14 protein-coding genes and 2 pseudogenes are annotated in these 17,925 nt (G+C 67.5%); 3 read left to right on the top strand and 13 right to left on the bottom strand.

Annotated features, from left to right (window positions below; translation table 11 throughout):
• Window positions 1–84 precede the first annotated feature (84 nt).
• The 11 genes and pseudogenes from M0765_RS19790 to M0765_RS19740 all read right to left on the bottom strand — a co-directional run bounded on the left by M0765_RS19790 (window position 85) and on the right by M0765_RS19740 (window position 9,902).
• On the bottom strand, window positions 85–792 hold the full coding sequence (locus M0765_RS19790; protein WP_258505520.1) for a sulfite exporter TauE/SafE family protein: 708 nt from the start codon (window positions 790–792) through the stop codon (window positions 85–87).
• Window positions 793–794: 2 nt separating this feature from the next.
• Window positions 795–2,207: an oxygen-independent coproporphyrinogen III oxidase gene (gene hemN / locus M0765_RS19785; protein WP_258505519.1), complete on the bottom strand. Its 1,413-nt coding sequence runs from the start codon at window positions 2,205–2,207 to the stop codon at window positions 795–797.
• Complete coding sequence (locus tag M0765_RS19780; RefSeq protein ID WP_258505518.1) at window positions 2,204–2,455, bottom strand: hypothetical protein; 252 nt, start codon at window positions 2,453–2,455, stop codon at window positions 2,204–2,206. The genes hemN and M0765_RS19780 overlap by 4 nt, the downstream gene beginning before the upstream one ends.
• Window positions 2,452–2,697 carry a FixH family protein gene (locus tag M0765_RS19775; protein ID WP_446751564.1) on the bottom strand — a complete coding sequence of 82 codons (246 nt, stop codon included), beginning with the start codon at window positions 2,695–2,697 and terminating at the stop codon, window positions 2,452–2,454. The genes M0765_RS19780 and M0765_RS19775 overlap by 4 nt, the downstream gene beginning before the upstream one ends.
• 51 nt (window positions 2,698–2,748) lie before the next feature.
• A pseudogene (ccoG, locus tag M0765_RS19770) lies at window positions 2,749–4,190 on the bottom strand (cytochrome c oxidase accessory protein CcoG).
• Between the two features lie 12 nt (window positions 4,191–4,202).
• Window positions 4,203–5,116, bottom strand: a pseudogene (gene ccoP, locus M0765_RS19765) (cytochrome-c oxidase, cbb3-type subunit III).
• A gap of 15 nt (window positions 5,117–5,131) precedes the next feature.
• Window positions 5,132–5,272: a cbb3-type cytochrome oxidase subunit 3 gene (locus M0765_RS19760; RefSeq protein WP_258505517.1), complete on the bottom strand. Its 141-nt coding sequence runs from the start codon at window positions 5,270–5,272 to the stop codon at window positions 5,132–5,134.
• 14 nt (window positions 5,273–5,286) lie between these two features.
• The gene (gene ccoO, locus M0765_RS19755; RefSeq protein WP_258505516.1) at window positions 5,287–5,916 is read right to left on the bottom strand and encodes a cytochrome-c oxidase, cbb3-type subunit II; all 630 of its coding nucleotides are present in this window, start codon (window positions 5,914–5,916) and stop codon (window positions 5,287–5,289) included.
• A 10-nt stretch (window positions 5,917–5,926) separates the two neighbouring features.
• A complete protein-coding gene (gene ccoN, locus M0765_RS19750; protein ID WP_258505515.1) occupies window positions 5,927–7,366 on the bottom strand; it encodes a cytochrome-c oxidase, cbb3-type subunit I in 1,440 nt (479 codons plus the stop codon).
• Window positions 7,367–7,431: 65 nt separating this feature from the next.
• On the bottom strand, window positions 7,432–7,569 hold the full coding sequence (gene ccoS / locus M0765_RS19745) for a cbb3-type cytochrome oxidase assembly protein CcoS (RefSeq protein WP_258505513.1): 138 nt from the start codon (window positions 7,567–7,569) through the stop codon (window positions 7,432–7,434).
• Window positions 7,569–9,902 carry a heavy metal translocating P-type ATPase gene (locus tag M0765_RS19740; RefSeq protein ID WP_258505512.1) on the bottom strand — a complete coding sequence of 778 codons (2,334 nt, stop codon included), beginning with the start codon at window positions 9,900–9,902 and terminating at the stop codon, window positions 7,569–7,571. Before M0765_RS19740 ends, ccoS begins: the two co-directional genes overlap by 1 nt.
• Window positions 9,903–10,006: 104 nt before the next feature.
• Between M0765_RS19740 and M0765_RS19735 the strand changes: the two genes are divergently transcribed.
• Window positions 10,007–10,450 carry a universal stress protein gene (locus M0765_RS19735; RefSeq protein ID WP_258505511.1) on the top strand — a complete coding sequence of 148 codons (444 nt, stop codon included), beginning with the start codon at window positions 10,007–10,009 and terminating at the stop codon, window positions 10,448–10,450.
• A 24-nt stretch (window positions 10,451–10,474) separates the two neighbouring features.
• Here the strand turns inward: M0765_RS19735 and hmpA are convergent, their stop codons facing one another.
• Window positions 10,475–11,659, bottom strand: a complete 1,185-nt coding sequence (gene hmpA, locus M0765_RS19730; protein WP_258505510.1) for an NO-inducible flavohemoprotein — start codon at window positions 11,657–11,659, stop codon at window positions 10,475–10,477.
• Window positions 11,660–11,796: 137 nt separating this feature from the next.
• On the opposite strand from hmpA, the gene norR reads away from it, so the two are divergent.
• Together norR and M0765_RS19720 are read left to right on the top strand one after the other, a co-directional pair.
• Complete coding sequence (gene norR, locus M0765_RS19725) at window positions 11,797–13,380, top strand: nitric oxide reductase transcriptional regulator NorR (protein WP_258505509.1); 1,584 nt, start codon at window positions 11,797–11,799, stop codon at window positions 13,378–13,380.
• A 114-nt stretch (window positions 13,381–13,494) separates the two neighbouring features.
• A complete protein-coding gene (locus tag M0765_RS19720) occupies window positions 13,495–14,739 on the top strand; it encodes an MFS transporter (RefSeq protein WP_258505508.1) in 1,245 nt (414 codons plus the stop codon).
• Between the two features lie 46 nt (window positions 14,740–14,785).
• Here the strand turns inward: M0765_RS19720 and M0765_RS19715 are convergent, their stop codons facing one another.
• A complete protein-coding gene (locus tag M0765_RS19715; protein ID WP_258505507.1) occupies window positions 14,786–17,806 on the bottom strand; it encodes a PAS domain-containing protein in 3,021 nt (1,006 codons plus the stop codon).
• Window positions 17,807–17,925 lie beyond the last annotated feature (119 nt).

The following is a 17,925-nucleotide window of genomic DNA, read 5'->3' as shown; positions in this document are numbered from 1 at the left end:
AGGACAGATGCGGCAATTCTGCGAACGGGTGGCGTGCGGGCCTTTGATACAGGTCAACAAAGGCGCGCCCCCGGCGCACGGGGTTCAGCGGCACCAGATCTCGATCTGGCGGCCGAGATCGGACCAGAGCGCCTGCAGCGCCACGGCCGCGAGCAAGATACCGGCAAGGCGTGCACCCCAGGCCTGAGAGCCGCCACCGCTCCACCGCAGCCGCTGCCAGAGCCACGGCGCCAGCACCAGGGAGAGTCCGCTGCCCACGGCGAACAGCATCATCGCCACCCCGCCCTGCACGGGCCCATTGGCCAGGCTGGCAAGCAGCAATGCCGAATAGAGCAGCCCGCAAGGCATGGCCACCCAGAGCGCGCCGGTCGCCAGAACACCCCATGGCGTGCCTCCCGCGTGCGAACGAAGGCGGGCTTCGAGCGTGCGCCCGACGCGCCGTGCCCACGCCGGCTGCCGCCCCGCGATCGCCAGCGTCGCGCCCCAGGCGAAGACGAACACATGCAGCAGCATCCAGAGCGGCTTGAGCGCGGCGACTTGCACCCCGGCCAGCGCCAGGCTGTTCACGCTGGCCGCGGCGACGGCGCCCGCCACGGCGTAGCTTGCGATGCGCCCGACGTGAAATGCCACCTGCGCAGCCGGTGCGGTGTCACCTGCGGCTGCGGACGAAGCCGCAACCTGAACCGGCACGATGCGGATCACGGCGGCCGACACCGCACCACACATGGCCACGCAGTGTGGCCCGCCGGCCAGGCCCATCAGCAAAGCGGCACCGGCAAGCGCGGCCTGCATGTTCAGACCACGCGCGAAAAGCGGGTGCGGTTGTCGCGGCAATAGCGGTCGAACACCATCGCGATGGCGCGCACCACGAACCATCCCTGCGGCGTGACTTCGATGTCGTGGTCGGTCAGGCGCACCATGCCCTGCGCGGCCAGCGGCCCAAGCGCCGCGAACTCGGCCGCGAAGTGGTGCCGGAAATCGATGCGGTGTGCTTGGCCCATGGCATCGAAGCCGACGCGGCCCTTGCACATCAGCGCCATGATGACCGCGCGCCGCAATACGTCGTCGCGCGAGAGCGCAATGCCGCGGACCACCGGAAGACGCCCCTGGTCGAGCAGGTCGTAGTAGGTGTCCATCGTCTTGGCGTTCTGGCTGTAGGTGGCGCCCACGCGGCCAATGGCGGAAACACCCAGCGCCACCAGGTCGCCCTCCGGCTGCGTGCTGTAGCCCTGGAAGTCGCGCTGCAGCCGCCCCTGCCGCTTGGCCACCGCCAGCGGATCGCCGGGAAGTGCGAAATGGTCCATGCCTATGTAGACGTAGCCCGCGGCGGTGAGCGTTGCAATGGCGCTGGAGAGCATGCGCACCCGCGTCTCGGCATCGGGCAGTTCTTCGGCCGCAATGCGCCGCTGCGGCTTGAAGCGCTCGGGCAGATGGGCGTAGGCATAGAGCGCAATCCGGTCGGGCCGAAGCTCGCAGACCTGGTCCATCGTGCGCGCGAAAGACGCATCGTTCTGGCGCGGCAGGCCGTAGATCAGGTCGACGTTGATCGACTCGAAGCCCAGCGCCCGCGCATCGGCCATGAGCCCGAGCACCTGGTGCGCCGGCTGGATGCGGTGCACGGCCTTCTGCACGTCGGCATCGAAGTCCTGCACGCCGAAGCTCAGCCGGTTGAAGCCCAGGGCCGCCAGGTTCGCGAGTCGGGCCGCATCGACTGTGCGGGGGTCGATTTCGATGGACTGCTCGCCGCCGGCAGCGAGGTCGAACGATTCGCGCAGCATGGCAAGAAGGCCTGCCAACTGCGCATCGCTCAGGAAAGTGGGCGTGCCGCCGCCCAGGTGCAGCTGGCTCACGGTGGCGCGGCGGCCGAGCTGCGCGGCCTGCAGCCGGGTTTCACGCTCCAGGTAGGCCAGGTACTGCACGGCCCTTTCGGGGTGCCGCGTCACAACCTTGTTGCAGGCGCAGTAGTAGCAAAGCGATTCGCAGAACGGAATATGCACATAGAGCGAAAGCGGCGGCGCGGAGGCACCGGCATCGCGCCGCGCGCGCAACGCCGAGGCGTAGTCGTCCGCGCCGAAGGCCTCCACGAAGCGGTCCGCGGTGGGGTAAGAGGTATAGCGCGGGCCGGCAACATCGAACTGCCGCAGCACGGTGGCTGGCAGGGGTGCGGTGTCGGCAACGTCGGCGCAGGCGGTGGAAGGCAATGTCATTGCGCACGTCCTGGAAGGTCGCGGGACGGCGGCTCGGCCAGCAGCGCGGTGAATGCGCTGGAAGCCGCCGCCATGCCCCAGAAAAGAAAGAAAGCCACGGTGTAGACACCCTGGCGCGACATCCGCAGTGCTTCGCCGCCCCAATGCAGATCGGACGGATCGACCAGCGCGAACACCAGGATCTCGATGGCGCAGGCCAGCAGGAACGAAGGCCACAGAATGCCGATCAGCTGGCGCGAGCCGCTCATGGCGCGGCCTCGCGGCGCGGCAAGGGCACGGCTTCGGCCGGGGTTGCCGCGTGATTCCTGCCGGCAAGCGCGGGCATCAGCTTCTTGTCCGCCAGGGTCTTGTTGATCTCGACGCCCCGGCGGTAGTAGTCTGCCGACACCAGCGGGTCGGGGCTGCCCCAGGCGTACCAGAAGGTCACGAAACTCGCGACCACCACCAGCGCCGGCCCCCAATTACCATCCACAGCAAAGGGTGCCGCCACCACCGGTCATTCGCCGCCGGTTCGTTTCTTGTTGCGTTCATTTCCATTCCTTCAGCGCGGCACAAGGAACACCGCTTTTTCAGACACCTGGACCCCGCCCGCGCCCTCTTCGCGAATGTCGAAGTACACCGGGTGCGAGCCGGCCGATGCCGCGCCATAGGGCACCTGGAGCCGCACGGCGACCCATCGCGATTGCGCCGGTCCGACAGTGACGCGCTCGTCGGGCGAGACGCTGAGCCCTTCGATGCCGTGCGCGGCAATGCGGTAGCCGCGCGGCTCTTCGGTGGCATTCATGATCTGCAGGCGGTAGACGTTCTCGAGCCGGCCGCCCTCGACGATGCGGGCGAGCGATGCACGGTCGCGCACCACGTCGACCTTGAGCGGCGTGCGCGTGACCAGGCTGGCAAGCAGCCCCGCCATCAGCAGCGCCAGCACGGCGGTGTAGACCAGCACGCGGGGGCGCAGCACGCGGCGCATCAGCTGGCGGCGCGACCAGCCGGCCTCCGTGCCGTTCTGCGTGTCGTAGCGGATCAGCCGGGGCGCATAGGCCATCTTCTTCATCACCGTATCGCAGGCGTCCACGCACAGGCCGCAGCCGATGCACTCGTATTGCAGCCCCTCGCGGATGTCGATGCCCGTGGGGCACACCTGCACGCAGAGCCCGCAGTCGATGCAGTCGCCCAGCGCCATGCCGCGCGGATCGGGACCCTTGCGGCGCGGCGCGCGCGGCTCCCCGCGCTTCGGGTCGTAGGTGACGATGAGCGTGTCGCGGTCGAACATGGCGCTCTGGAAGCGCGCGTACGGGCACATGTACTTGCACACCTGCTCGCGCATGAAGCCCGCGTTGCCGTACGTTGCAAAGCCGTAGAAGAACACCCAGAACACCTCCCAAGAGCCCATGCGGGTCTGCAGGAAGGCCATGCCCAGTTCGCGGATGGGCGTGAAGTAGCCCACGAAGGTGAAGCCGGTCCACAGCGCAATGCCGATCCACACCAGGTGCTTGAACCACTTCTTCACCAGCTTCTCGGCCGATATCGGCTCGGCGTCGAGCCGCATGCGTGCGGTGCGGTTGCCCTCTATCTTGTGCTCCACCCACATGAAGATTTCGGTGTACACCGTCTGCGGGCAGGCGTAGCCGCACCACAGCCGCCCGGCCACGGCGGTAAAGAGAAAAAGCGCCAGCGCGCTGACCACCAGCAGGCCCGAGAGGTAGATCAGGTCTTGCGGATACAGCACCCATCCGAAGACGTAGAAGCGCCGCGCGGCCAGGTCGAACAGCACCAGCTGCCGCTCGCCCCACTGCGCCCACGGCATGCCGTAGAACACCAGCTGCGTCAGAAAGACCATTGCCCAGCGCCATCGCGCGAACACGCCGCGAACGCTGCGCGGATAGATCTTCTTCGTGGCCTCGTAAAGCCCCCCGTTTCAGCGCCGGCCGGAACAATCGGAATGATCTTGCGCGAGGCGGGGCTCGCGGGTGCGGATGAGTCCATGGTGCGCCGGCGTCAGGGCCCTGCGGCCGGGGCGTTGGAAAAGCCCCATACGTAGGCGGAAAGCAGCTTGATCTGCGCCTCGGTCAGCCGCCCTTCCTGCGCGGGCATGGCGCTGTGCTTGCCGGCGTTGACGAGCTGCACGATGGCCGCCTCTCCATAGCCGTGGAGCCACACCTTGTCGCTGAGGTTGGGCGCGCCCACCGCCTGGTTGCCGACACCGCCGATGCCGTGGCACGAGGCGCAAGCCGTGAACTTCGATTTGCCGAGGCCCGCGCGCACCGAATCGTGCGGCTCGCCCGAAAGGCTCAGCACGTAGTTCGCCAGGTTCTTCACGTCGTCTTGCGAGCCCACTGCCGCAGCCATGGGGGCATCACGCCGATGCGGCCCTTGGTGATGCTTTCGGCAATCTTCTCGGGCGTGCCGCCGTGCAGCCAGTCCTTGTCGGTCAGGTTGGGAAAGCCCTTGCTGCCGCGCGCATCGGAGCCGTGGCATTGCGAGCAGTTGTTCATGAACAGGCGCTCGCCGATGGCCATGGCCTTCGGGTTGCGGGCAATGTCTTCCGCGGGCATGTTGTCGTAGGCGGCATACACGGGCTCCAGCGCCTTGTTGGCCTTGGCCACTTCGGTGCCGTACTCGGACTCGGTGCTCCAGTTCGCCTGTCCGCTGAAGCTGCCCAGGCCCGGAAAGATCACCAGGTAGCCGGCCGAGAAGAAGATGGTCAGCACGAAGAGGCCGACCCACCACATGGGCAGCGGGTTGTTGGCTTCGCGAAGGTCCTCGTCCCACACGTGGCCCGTGGTGTTGTCGGCGTCCGAAGGCACGCGCTTGCGCGCGGTGAGCCACAGCAGCAGCATGCATCCGAGAATGCTCAGCACGGTGCCGGCGGCAATGTAGTTGGACCAGAAGTTGTTGACGAAATCGCTCATCGGGGGCCCTCTTCTTCAGTCTTGCTCGAACGGCAGCCGGGCGGCTTCCTCGAAGCGGGCCGTGTTGCGGCGGGCATAGGCCCACGCCACGATGCCCACGAAGAGCGCAAAGCACAGAAGGGTCGCGGCAACGCGCAGGGTGGTGATGTCGGTCATGGTTCGGTTGCTCCCTACTTGAGCGTGAGGCCCAGCGATTGCAGGTACGCCACGGTGGCGTCCAGCTCGGTCTTGCCGCGGACTTCTTCGGCGGCGCCGGCAATCTCTTCGTCCGTGTACGGCACGCCGACATGGCGCAGCGCGCGCATGCGGCGCGGAATGGCCTCGGCATCCACCACCGTCTTGCCGAGCCACGGATATGCCGGCATGTTCGACTCGGGCACCAGGTCGCGCGGGTTGTTCAGGTGAATGCGCTGCCACTCGTCGCTGTACTTGCCGCCCACGCGGTGCAGGTCGGGGCCGGTGCGCTTGCTGCCCCATTGAAACGGGTGGTCGTAGACGAATTCGCCCGCCACCGAGTAGTGGCCGTAGCGCAGCGTCTCCGAGCGAAACGGGCGGATCATCTGCGAGTGGCAGTTGTAGCAACCCTCGCGCAGGTAAACGTCGCGCCCGGCCAACTGCAGCGCGGTGGGCGGCTTCAGTCCCTGGATGGGCTCGGTGGTCGACTTCTGGAAGAACAGCGGCACGATCTCGACCAGCCCGCCGATGGCGACCACCACCAGAATGAGCACGATCATCAGCAGGTTGTTGGTCTCCACCTTCTCGTGGGTGAAGCCGGTCTTGGTTTCGGTTTTCGTATTCATGGCTGATTTCTCAAGCGTGGGCAATGGCGGCGGCCGGAATCACGGCGCGCACCGAGCGCCCGGAGATGACGGTCATCCACACGTTCCATGCCATCACCAGCATTCCGCCGAGGTACAGCAGGCCGCCGACCAGCCGCACCAGGTAGAACGGGAAGGTGGCCTTCACGCTCTCCACGAAGGTGTAGGTGAGCGTGCCGTCGGGGTTGATGGCGCGCCACATCAGGCCCTGCATCACACCCGCGATCCACATGGCCGCGATGTAGAGCACGATGCCGATGGTGGCGACCCAGAAGTGGGCTTCGATGGCCTTGACGCTGTACATCTCGGTCCGGCCGTACATGCGCGGAATCAGGTAGTAGAGCGAGCCCATGGTGATGAAGCCCACCCAGCCCAATGCGCCGGCATGCACGTGGCCCACGGTCCAGTCGGTGTAGTGGCTCAGGGCGTTGACGGTCTTGATGGACATCATCGGGCCCTCGAAGGTGGCCATGCCGTAGAACGAGAGCGCGACGATCAGGAAGCGCAGGATCGGATCGGTGCGCAGCTTGTGCCAGGCGCCCGAGAGCGTCATCACCCCGTTGATCATTCCGCCCCAGCTGGGCGCCAGGAGGATGAGCGAGAACACCATGCCGAGCGACTGCGTCCAGTCGGGCAGAGCCGTGTAGTGCAGGTGGTGCGGGCCGGCCCACATATAGGTGAAGATCAGCGCCCAGAAGTGGACGATGGAAAGCCGGTACGAATACACCGGGCGCGCAGCCTGCTTGGGGATGTAGTAGTACATCATTCCGAGGAAGCCCGCCGTGAGGAAAAAGCCCACCGCGTTGTGCCCGTACCACCACTGCACCATGGCGTCCTGCACACCGGCATAGGCCGAGTAGCTCTTCATCCAGCCCGCCGGAATTTCCGCGCTGTTGACGATGTGCAGCAGCGCCACCGCAATGATGAAGGCGCCGAAGAACCAGTTGGCAACGTAGATGTGGCGCACCTTGCGAACGCCGATGGTGCCGAAGAACACCACCGCGTAGGCCACCCACACCACTGCGATGAGGATGTCGATGGGCCATTCGAGTTCGGCGTATTCCTTGCCCGTGGTGTAGCCCAGCGGCAGGCTGATGGCGGCCGCGACGATCACCGCCTGCCAGCCCCAGAACACAAAGGATGCGAGCCCCGGCGCAAACAGCCGGACCTGGCAGGTGCGCTGCACCACGTGGAAACTGGTGGCCATGAGCGCACAGCCGCCGAACGCGAAGATCACCGCGTTGGTGTGCAGTGGGCGCAGCCGTCCGTAGCCGAGCCATGGAATGCCGAGGTTGAGCTCGGGCCAGGTCAGCTGCGAGGCGATGATCACGCCGACGAGCATGCCGACCACGCCCCAGACCACGGACATGAGGGCGAACTGCCGCACGACGGTGTCGTCGTAGACCGCTGCGGGGGAATTGGGTTCTTGCATCGTGGTGCCTGTTGGTGGACTGCAGGCAGTGTCTCTTTGCAACCCGACACGGGGTTTGATGCAGATCAATCGCCGCGCAGGATCCGGTCGGCCTCCACGTCGACGTCTTCGAACTGGCCCCGCTCGATGGCCCACCACAGCCCGCCGAGGATGACGAGCACCAGCATGACCGACAGCGGAATGAGCAGGAAGAGGATGTCCATCAGCGCCCCGCTCCACTCGCTGGTGCGTTGCCCGGGGCGGCGAGCCGCGCGGCGTTGAGCACCACCACCAGCGAACTGGCTGCCATGCCGATGCCTGCGAGCCACGCGGGCAGCCATCCCGCCACGGCCAGCGGCACGCACAGGGCGTTGTAGCCGGCAGCCCACGCAAGGTTCTGCCGCACCACGCGCAGCGTTCGGCGCGCCTGCGCAATGGTGCGTGGAATGGCCGCGAGCGCATCGCCGAGCACCACGAAGTCGGCCCGCGCGCGCGAGAGCGGCACCGCGTTTCCGAAGGCGAAGGATGCATTGGCGCGTGCCAGCGAAGGGCCATCGTTGAGGCCGTCGCCCACCATCGCGACTTGCCGGCCCTCGGCCTGCAGCCGCCACAGCGCCTCCAGCTTGTCTTCGGGCTCGCAATCGCCCTGCGCAAACTCGATGCCGGCGCGCGCCGCGATCTCGCGGGCGGCGCTGTCGCGGTCGCCCGAAAGCAGGCGCACCGTGATGCCCTCCGCCTGCAGCGCGGCCACGGCGGCGGCGGCGTCCGCGCGCAGTTCCTCGGCAAGCACGAAGCTCGCGATCCAGCCCTGCTCGTCGCAGAGGTGAACCTGCGGTGCATCGACCTGCAGCGGCGCCACGCCGCAATGGCTTGCGGAGCCGAGCCGCACGCGACGCGCGGCATCTTCGTCGCCGGCGCGCCGGCACAGCAGGCCTTCGAGGCCGAGGCCCGCGAGTTCGGCCGGCCGGGTCACGTTCCAGGCAGGCGCAGTACGGAACTGCGCATTCCATGCGTTCACGAGCGCACGTGCCCCCGGATGAAGGGAGTGCGCGCCGAGCGCCGCGCCTATCTCCAACGCATCGCCGGGACGCAGGCCCTGGCGGCAGTACACGCGCTCGAGTCGCGGCGTGTCGCCGGTCAAGGTGCCCGTCTTGTCGAACACCACCGTGTCGACACTGGCCAGTGCTTCCAGCGCCTGCAGGTTGGCCGTGAGCACGCCGCCGCGGGCCAGCGCGCCTGCGCTGGTGAGCATGGCAGCCGGCGTGGCAAGGGACAGCGCGCACGGGCAGGTCACGATGAGCACTGCCACAGCCACCATCAGGGCCTTGCCGGTGTCCGCATGCCACCAGAACGCAGCGGCGCCCGCCGCCGACAACAGCACCAGCACAAGAAACGGACGCGCGATGCGGTCGGCCAGTTGGGCCAGCCGCGGCTTGCTCGATGCGGCGCTTTCCATCAGCCGGACGATCTGCGCAAAGCGCGTGCCCTCGCCCACCGACTCGATGCGCACCTGCACCGCGGCCGAGAGGTTGTGGCTGCCCGCGAGCACGCGCTCGCCGCAGGCCCGGGGCACCGGGCGCGATTCACCGGTAAGCAGCGCCTCGCCGGTGCTAGTGTTGCCGTCGATCAGCACGCCGTCCGCGGGAAAGGCCTCGCCCGGCAGCACGCGCACCACGTCGCCCACCGCCAGGCGCCCTACGGCCACGCGCCGCCAGTCGCCGCCGGGTTCGAGCCGCTCGACGCTGTCGGGCAGCCGGTTCATCACCGCATCGAGCGAGCCGGCCGTGCGGTCCCGCAGCCGCGCCTCGAGCCACCGGCCGGTGAGCAGGAAGAACACGAACATGGTGAGCGAGTCGAAATACACCTCGCCGCCCAGCACGCCCGCGGTGTCGAAGGTAGCCGCGCTGCTGACGGCAAAGGTGATGGCGATGCCGAAGGCAACCGGCACGTCCATGCCGATGCGCGCATGGCGAAGGTCCCGCCATGCGCTGCGGAAGAACGGTCCGCACGAGAAGAACAGCACCGGAAGCGTCAGCACCCAGGAGGCCCAGCGAAGCAGCTGCGCAGCGTCGGCCGTCATCTCCCCCGGCTGCGCGATGTAGGCCGGGTAGGCATACATCATCACCTGCATCATGCAAAAGCCCGAGACGAGCCAGCGCCAGAGCGCGAGCCGCAGTTCCCTTGCACGACGTTCGCGCGCGGAGCTGTTCGAGGCCGGCAACAGCGGGTATCCGGCGGCGGCCGCCGCCTCGAACCAGCGCGAAGGCCGCGTGGCCGCCGCCGACCACACCACGCGCGCACGATGGCTCGCGGCATTGACCTGCGCTTCGAGCACGCCCGGCACTTGCAGCAAGGCAGCCTCGACCGTGAATGCGCAAGCGGCGCAATGCATGCCCTCCACCGCGATCTGCGACTCCCACCGGCCCGTGCCCGCATCGCCTTCCAGCAAGCGGCCGAACACCGGCCATTCGGCGGAATCGTCCAGTACCCGCCATGCCTCGCTGGAGGCCGGCATGGGCGATGAAGGTGGAGAGAACGGGGCGAGCGCAGCTTGCATCGCGCAAGGCTAAGGGCGGCCGCCATGGCGCCGGTTGATCTGCATCAACCCCCGGCGCCGCCGCCTCCCTAAGCTCGCGGCACAGACTTTCGGAGACCCTCATCATGTTCAAACGCATCCTCGTCGCCACGGACGGTTCGGCGCTTTCGAAGAAGGCCGTGACGAGCGCCATTGCACTCGCCGCAACGCACGACGCCGACCTGGTGGCGCTCAACGTGGTTCCGCGCTACCCGAAAGGCTACTTCGACGGCGCGATGTCGTTCTCCCCCGAGGACATTGCGCTCATAGAGAAGCAGTGGGCCGACAAGGCCCAGGCCATGCTCGACACCGTCAAGTCGCGCGCCGAGCAGAGCGGTGTGCGAGTCAAGACGGCGACGGCCAATTCCGATCTCGTGGCGGAGTCGATCGTCGCCGCCGCGAAAAAGCACAAGAGCGACCTGATCGTGATGGCTTCGCACGGCCGCAAGGGCATCAAGCGCCTGCTGCTGGGCAGCGAAACGCAGCATGTGCTCGCACAATCGATGCTGCCCGTGCTGGTGCTGCGGTAGGCGCTGAACGCGCCGTGCTGACCTTTACGCCTCCAGCGCTTCGAGCGGCCCGAAGAACTCGTAGCGCAGCTGCTGCCTCGGTACGCCCAGTTCGAGGCTGTTGGCATACACCGCCTTCATGAAGGGCTTGGGGCCGAGAAAGTACAGGTCGACGTCGCGGTCGGCCGGCAGTTGCTGCGCGAGCAACTCGCGCGTGACGAAGCCGGTGGCGTGCGGCCGGTCGGATTCACGCGGCGTGTCGTACACATAGAGCGGCTTCACATTGGCATGCTGCGCCGCCAGTGCATCGACACGCTCGCGGAATGCGTGGGCGCCGCCATGCCGCGCCGCATGAATGAAGTGCACCGGCCGGCCGGTGTGCGCCACGGATTCGAGCATGCTCATGGCTGGCGTGATGCCAACGCCGCCCGTTACCAGCACCAGCGGACGCGACTGCTCGCCCGCGGGCTGCAGCACAAAGTCGCCGCAGGGCGCCTGCGCCTTCAGGACCGTTCCGACGGCCGCGTTCTCATGCAGCCAGTTCGACGCCTTGCCGCCCTCTTCCTGCTTGACGCTGACGCGGTACCAGGGCTTGCCCGGCGCATCGGACAGCGAGTAGTTGCGCCTGAGCGGCTCGCCGTCGATGTTCAGCACCAGCGTGAGGTATTGGCCGGGCGAGAACGCGAGCAGCGGGCCGCCGTCGGTGGGCTCCAGGTAGAAGGAGGTGATGACTTCGCTCTCCTTCTCGCGCCGCGCAACGCGAAACTCGCGCTCGCCGCGCCATCCGCCGGGCTGTGCGGCGTTGTTGCGGTAGACCTCTTCTTCGGCGGCAATCAGGATGGCCGCGAGCGACTCGTAGGCTTCGCCCCATGCGGCAATGATCTCGTCGGTGGCGGCGTCGCCGAGCACGTCCTTGATGGCCTGCAGGAGGCAGCCGCCGACAACCGGGTAGTGCTCCGGCAGCACGCCCAGTGCCGCGTGCTTCTGGATGATCCGCGGCAGCGCGCCGGCCATTTCGCCGAGCCGGTCGATGTGCATGGCATAGGCCAGCACGGCGCCCGCGAGTGCGCGCGCCTGGCTGCCGGCGGCCTGGTGCGCCTCGTTGAAGAACGCCTTCACCTCCGGATGGCCTTCGAACATGATCCGGTAGAAGTGACTGGTAATGGCCTCTCCGTGCGCCTGGAGCGCGGGGACGGTGGCCTTGACGATGGCGATGGTTTGCGGGTTCATCTGTGGCTCGACGATGGCAGTTGAGATGCTTCTTCTCTCTCACGATCCGTGCCAGTCGCAGGTGCTGCGCAAGTGCCCGCCACCATTGGGGATTTTCGATGCGTGGTCAAATTCGCCACAGCATTCATGTTGTATTTATGATCACACAAAGTGTCGTTCTGACCACGACTGAGCCCGACGCCGCTTCCGAAGGCCAGCGTTACCGCTCGCTTCTTGCCGCGGCGCGCGGCCTGGTGCGGTGCGATGCCGCCGCGCTGTTGCGGCTCGATGGCGACGTGCTGCGACCGCTTGCCGTGGACGGCCTGAGCGACGAGACCCTGGGGCGGCAGTTTCCGGTGGCATCGCACCCGCGCTTTGCGCGCCTGCTCGAGAGCGGGCAAGGCCTGCGCTTTGCGCACGACTGCGGCCTGCCCGATCCTTATGACGGGCTCGTGGCGGGCCAGCCGGGCATCCTGCCGGTGCACGACTGCATGGGGGCGCCGCTTCGCCTGCGCGGCGCCGTGTGGGGCCTGCTGACGCTGGATGCGCTGGAGCCCGGCGCGTTCGAATCGGTGAGCCCGGCACAGCTCGACGCGCTCGTTGCGCTGGTGGAAACCGGCATCGAATCCGCCCATACGATCCAGGAGATGGAAGCACGCGCCATGCGCGAGCAGGCCGTGGCGCAGGCGTTGCGCTCGGGGCCCGGTGCCACGCGCGAACTGCTCGGGAGCAGTGCCGCCATGAAGAAGCTGTGCAGCGAGATCGATACGGTCGCGGCATCGGACCTCACTGTGCTGGTGCTCGGCGAGACGGGCGTGGGCAAGGACCTGGTGGCGCAGCGCCTTCATGCGCGCTCGCGGCGGCGCGACCAGCCGCTGGTGCAGGTGAACTGCGCGGCATTGCCAGAGACGCTCGCCGACAGCGAACTCTTCGGCCACAAGCGCGGCGCATTCACCGGCGCGGTGCAGGACAGGAACGGCAAGTTCGAGATTGCCGACGGCGGCACGCTCTTTCTCGATGAAGTGGGCGAACTGCCGCTGACGGTGCAAGCCAAGCTGCTGCGCGTGCTGCAGAGCGGCGAGGTGCAGCGGCCCGGCAGCGACCGGACGCTGAAGGTCGACGTGCGCGTGATTGCGGCCACCAACCGCGACCTGCCCGCCGCCATCGCGCAGGGCCGCTTCCGTGCCGACCTGTACCACCGGCTCTCGGTCTATCCGCTGGTGGTGCCGCCGCTGCGCGAGCGCGGGCGCGACGTGGTGGCGCTGGCCGGCGGCTTCCTCGAAGAAAACCAGCATCGGCTGGGTGCGCGCAACCTGCGGCTTTCACCTGCGTCGAAGGCCGCCCTCCTTGCACATGGCTGGCCGGGCAACGTGCGCGAGCTCGAGCATGTCATCAGCCGCGCATCGCTCAGGGCCTTCCCGGAGCAGGGCCGCGGCGCGCGCTGGACGGCGATCGAGCCGCACCACCTGGCGCTGGATGCCGCGGTTGCCGGCGGCCATGCGGCGGCGGCTGCGCAGCCGCCGCTTGCCACGACGCCAACAGACACCGGCCAGGCAGGCGTATCCGTCTTCGGCGGCACGTTGCGCGAAGCAACGACCGCTTTCCAGCGTGCATGGCTCGCGGATGCGCTCGCGCGGCACAACGGACATGTGGCCAACGCCGCGCGCGAGGCCGGCATCGACCGCAGCAACTTCCACCGGATGCTGCGCAAGCTCGGCATGCGATCCGCCTCCGCCGACTAGTACCGCGCAGCTCACCGCTGCATTGCGCCGGCGCCGGGAGCGTGCGCAAAAAAGAAATGCCGTTATAGTCAACCAATTGGTTCACTGTATCCATACTTCTTCCGGAGCAAGACGATGAACATCCGTGCCTCCGCGCGCCCGGCCGACGCGCTCGATTCGAACTGGTCCATTGTTGCCGCCGGCGCGCTGATGACCTGCGTGGCCATTGGCGTGCTGTTCTCGCTGGCGGTTTTCCTGGAGCCGATGAGCGCGGCCACCGGCTGGTCGCGGGCAGGCATTTCAAGCGCCATGACGCTGGCCTTCCTGAGCATGGGCGTGGCCGGCTTCGGCTGGGGCGCGCTGAGCGACCGCTACGGCCCGCGCGTGGTGGTGCTGGCGGGCACGGTGCTGCTGGGGCTCTCGACGGTGCTGGCGAGCCGTGCGTCGACCTTGCTCCAGTTTCAGCTTTTCTACGGAGTGATGATGGGCATTGCCGCCGGCAGCTTCTTCGCGCCGGTGATTGCAACCACCGCATCGTGGTTCGACAGGCATCGCAGCCTGGCGGTGTCGCTCGTCTCGGCCGGCATGGGCGTTGCGCCGATGACCATCTCTCCGCTAGCTGCGTGGCTGGTGACGCACTACGACTGGCGCATGGCGCAGCTGATCATCGGCATCGGCGCGTGGGTCGTGCTGCTGCCTGCGGTCTGGCTCATTCGCGCGGCGCCCGCAGCCGCTTCCGCTTCGCCTGCCGGAGGCGCAGCACCGGCGCCGGAAATGAAGGTGGGGCAGGCGCTTCGCTCGCGCGCATTCCTCGTGCTCGGGATCACGTTCTTTGCCTGCTGCGCGGCGCATTCGGGGCCGATCTTCCACACGGTCAGTTATGCGATCGGCTGCGGCCTTCCCACCTTCGCGGCCGTCACCATCTACAGCATGGAAGGCGCGGCCGGGCTGGGAGGGCGCCTGCTCTTCGGCGTGCTGGCAGACCGGCTGGGCGCCAAGCGGGTGCTCGTTGCCGGGCTGCTGATCCAGGCCTTTGCCGCCGCCAGCTACCTGCTGGTCAACCAGCTGGGCGGCTTTTATGCCGTGGCCATTGTTTTCGGCCTCGCCTATGGCGGCGTGATGCCGCTCTATGCGGTGCTGGCGCGCGACTACTTCGGCGCCCGGATCCTGGGCACCGTGCTGGGCGCGGCGTCGATGCTGTCCAGCCTGGGCATGGCGCTCGGCCCGGTGCTGGGCGGCTGGCTCTTCGACCGCTACGGCAGCTACGCCTGGATGTACATCGGCTCGATGGCCGTGGGACTTGGCGCGGTGCTCATCGCACTCACCTTCCTTCGCACGGACCACGCCGGCAAGCAGCCGCGGCTACAGCCGGCGGGCTAAGCGGGATAAGTGAGACAAGGGCTCGTCCTCAGCGCTCGACATGGAGCTACACGCTGTTTTCCACCGGCAGGAGCGCCGCCTTGACGTTGTTGCGGCCGGACCTCTTGGCCTGGTAGAGCATTTCGTCCGCGCGCCTGACCAGCGTGGCGGCAGTTGCATCGCCGCCCTGGTAGAACGCCAGCCCGATGCTCGCGGTGATGCTGATGGTCAACTGCGACTCCAGGGCAAACGGCGCCTGCATGGTCGCGACAAGCTTCGCGGCAGTGGAAAGGGCGATGTCCGCATTGGGCAGGCCTTCCATGATCACCGTGAACTCGTCGCCGCCGAGGCGCGCGCGAACGTCGCTGGAACGCAGGCCCTGCGACAGCCTGTTCGAGAACCCCTTCAGCAGCTCGTCGCCGGCCTGGTGGCCGAACTGGTCGTTGATCTGCTTGAAACCGTCGATGTCCAGGTACATCAGCGCCATCAGCGCACCGGCGCCGCGGCTGCGGTCCATGGCCTCGGCCAGGCGCGCTTCGAAGCCCGCGCGGTTGGCAAGGCCGGTGAGCGGATCGATCTGCGCCAGGTTGACCAGGCGCTTCTCCTCGAGCTTCTGGCGCGTGATGTCGGTGATGACCGCATGGAAGCCGACGATGGTGTCGGCATTGGCCGCCGGCTGCGGAATGTACTGGGCCTCGTAGCAGTTGTAGCTGTCGCTCTGCGTGTCTTCGCTCTGGAAGGTGACCACCTCTCCCGCCAGCGCGGCGCGGATGTGAGGCTTTACCGATTCGTAGGCCGCACCGCCCAGGAGCTCTTGCACGGTGTGCCCCTGGATCTGGTCCCGCGAGAGCCCGAATTCGCGCTCGTAGGCGAGGTTGTTGAACCGGTAGCGCTCGTCCGCATCGATATAGGCGACGCGCATGGGCAGCGCATCGGCCACCGTGCGAAGGCGGGCTTCGCTCTCCTGGAGGGCTTCTTCCGCCTCGTGGTGCGCGGTGATGTCGCTGTCCAGCGTGTAGAGGCCCATCACCCGGCCCTGTTCGTTGCGCTCCGGAACCAGCGTGGCCTGGATGTCGCGGCGCCCGCCGGGGCCCTCCACCCTCCGCTCGTAGGTCACCTGGCGCCCCGCCAGCGCAGCGCGCAGATGCGGCTCCATCTGGGCCCAGGCCTCGTCGCCGTAGAACTCGCGCATGCTGCGGCCGATCAGCTGTTCGGGCTCGACACCGAACCAGTCCTGGTAGGCCTTGTTGACGAACCGGAAGCGCAGATCCCAGTCGAGGTACGAGATCAGCGCGGGCAGGTGGTCGGTCACCATGCGCAGGCGGTGTTCGCTCTCGCGCAGCGCTTGCTCGGCCGCCTTGGCCGCCGAGATGTCGCGCATCAGGCCCGAGAAGTACTCCACCTTGCCGTGCTTGTCGCGGTGCGCAATCACCATGTGGCTGACCGGAAACTCCTCGCGCTGGTCGTCCCACACCATCGACTCGCCCACCCAGATGCCTTTGCCGACGGCAACAGGCACCACTTCCGACCTGAACCGTTCGATCGTCTTGGGAGGATTGAAGTCGTTCACGCTCAGCTGCTCGATCGGCGCGTCGAGACGCAGTCCGGTGCGGCGGCGCGCGGCCGGGTTCATGTAGATGAGCCGCCCCGCCGCATCCATCTGCACGATGTAATCGGTCGTCATGTCGAATACGGCGGTGAGCGTGCGAAGGGCCTGCTCGGCCCGGGTGCGCTCGGTGATGTCCGTCACCGTTCCGACGTGGCCGAGCACGCGGCCTCCGACAATCACGGGGCGGCTTCTCAGTGCCACCAGCACCCGGGTTCCATCCTTGCGGTGGAGCCGGCGCGTGGCGCTGAACGGTTCGGGCGTATTCACGAGGCGAATCCATTCCTTGAGAACCTTCTCCCGGATGTCTTCGCGCACCAGCGTGAGCCAACCCAGCGCGGCGTCTTTCCGCTCCAGGCCGTGGATCGCAAGGTACTCGTCGTTCACATAAGTCGCGCGGCCTTCGGTGTCGGAGCGGAACAATCCCACCGGCGATGCGTCGGTGACCGCGGCCACCTCGAGCCGCTGCTCGCGCAGCTCGGCCATGAGCGCGTCGAACTCACGGGCCAGGTCGCCGCGCTCGTCGGTGGCGACGACATCGAGCTTGACCTGGCTGTCCGGCGATTGCCGCAAGGTGCGAATCGCATTGGTGAGCGCATCGAGCGGCCGCATTGCCCACGACGTACCCATCCACACGAGAAACGCGCAGCCCAGGCCCAGCCACAGCAGTTGCAGCAGCAGGCTTCGCTTCGCCTGCTCCAGCGGTGCGTAGGCAATTTCCGCCGGCACGACGAGGCGCAGGTCCCAGTCGGCACTGCGCACAATGGCACGCGTCGCCAGGTCGTTGCCGGTGTCGTCGGCGGATGCGACCACCATCGCGCTCGCAGGCTTGAGCAGCAGGCTCGCATCGTGATGCATGACCACGCGCGGAGACGCATCGCGTGTGACGATCACGTAGTAGCCGCCGCGGCCGATGGTGGCTCGGCTCATGTCGCCGAGCACGTTGGCGCGCTGCAGGTTCAACGCCGCTCCCAGTACGCCGATGAGCCGGCCGTCGGGTGCGTCGACGGGAACGGCCATGACCACGGCAGGCTGTTTGCTGTCCTTGGTGAGCAGCGGCGCCGAAATGGTGGGCTGCCTCAGGTCGCGCACCTGCCGGAAGTAGTCGCGGTCGGCAATGTTCGGAGGGTGGTCGGCAGGCGGGTTGATGGCGACGATGGCGCCGTCCGGGCCGGCGAGCGCGGCATTATCGAACATCGCGAGCAAGTCGCGGTCCTTGAGAAAGCGCTGCCGCGCTTCAGGGTCGTCGAAGCCGCGCGCGCCGATCTCCCGGGCCGCGCGCTCCAGGGCGGCGAGGTGAACGCCCAGCTTGTAGTCGAGATCGGCCGCGGCGCTATCGGTCAGGGCCTGCTGCTGGTCGCGCATCAGGTTGAGATATTCGCCGGACAGGTTGCGGTACTGCCACCACTCCGTTGCACCAACAAGCGCGAGCACCAGCGAGGTGACCAGCAGTGCCGTCTTGGTTCTCAGCTTGAGCCGCACATGGTTTCCTTCGCGAGGGCGGTTGTTCCGGGCCGCATTTTTCGATGATAGCAATGGCCTTTTCCTCGCGACGCCAGCAGCCATCCAGCGGGCGTCACTCAAAGCGGCCAACAGTTGCG

The organism is Variovorax sp. S12S4 (assembly GCF_023195515.1).
Lineage (GTDB): Bacteria > Pseudomonadota > Gammaproteobacteria > Burkholderiales > Burkholderiaceae_C > Variovorax.
Note: the sequence above shows the minus strand (reverse complement) of the source record. Positions and strands in the feature narration are given on the sequence as shown.

What these genes read in the sequence shown, in the direction of transcription:
- ccoS (WP_258505513.1), bottom strand. Translation starts at nt 7,569, where the DNA reads ATGGACATCCTCTTCCTGCTCATTCCGCTGTCGGTCATGCTGGTGCTC.
- M0765_RS19735 (WP_258505511.1), top strand. Translation starts at nt 10,007, where the DNA reads ATGTTCAAACGCATCCTCGTCGCCACGGACGGTTCGGCGCTTTCGAAG.
- M0765_RS19720 (WP_258505508.1), top strand. Translation starts at nt 13,495, where the DNA reads ATGAACATCCGTGCCTCCGCGCGCCCGGCCGACGCGCTCGATTCGAAC.
- hemN (WP_258505519.1), bottom strand. Translation starts at nt 2,207, where the DNA reads ATGACATTGCCTTCCACCGCCTGCGCCGACGTTGCCGACACCGCACCC.
- M0765_RS19790 (WP_258505520.1), bottom strand. Translation starts at nt 792, where the DNA reads ATGCAGGCCGCGCTTGCCGGTGCCGCTTTGCTGATGGGCCTGGCCGGC.
- ccoO (WP_258505516.1), bottom strand. Translation starts at nt 5,916, where the DNA reads ATGAATACGAAAACCGAAACCAAGACCGGCTTCACCCACGAGAAGGTG.
- ccoN (WP_258505515.1), bottom strand. Translation starts at nt 7,366, where the DNA reads ATGCAAGAACCCAATTCCCCCGCAGCGGTCTACGACGACACCGTCGTG.
- M0765_RS19760 (WP_258505517.1), bottom strand. Translation starts at nt 5,272, where the DNA reads ATGACCGACATCACCACCCTGCGCGTTGCCGCGACCCTTCTGTGCTTT.
- norR (WP_258505509.1), top strand. Translation starts at nt 11,797, where the DNA reads ATGATCACACAAAGTGTCGTTCTGACCACGACTGAGCCCGACGCCGCT.
- hmpA (WP_258505510.1), bottom strand. Translation starts at nt 11,659, where the DNA reads ATGAACCCGCAAACCATCGCCATCGTCAAGGCCACCGTCCCCGCGCTC.
- M0765_RS19780 (WP_258505518.1), bottom strand. Translation starts at nt 2,455, where the DNA reads ATGAGCGGCTCGCGCCAGCTGATCGGCATTCTGTGGCCTTCGTTCCTG.
- M0765_RS19740 (WP_258505512.1), bottom strand. Translation starts at nt 9,902, where the DNA reads ATGCAAGCTGCGCTCGCCCCGTTCTCTCCACCTTCATCGCCCATGCCG.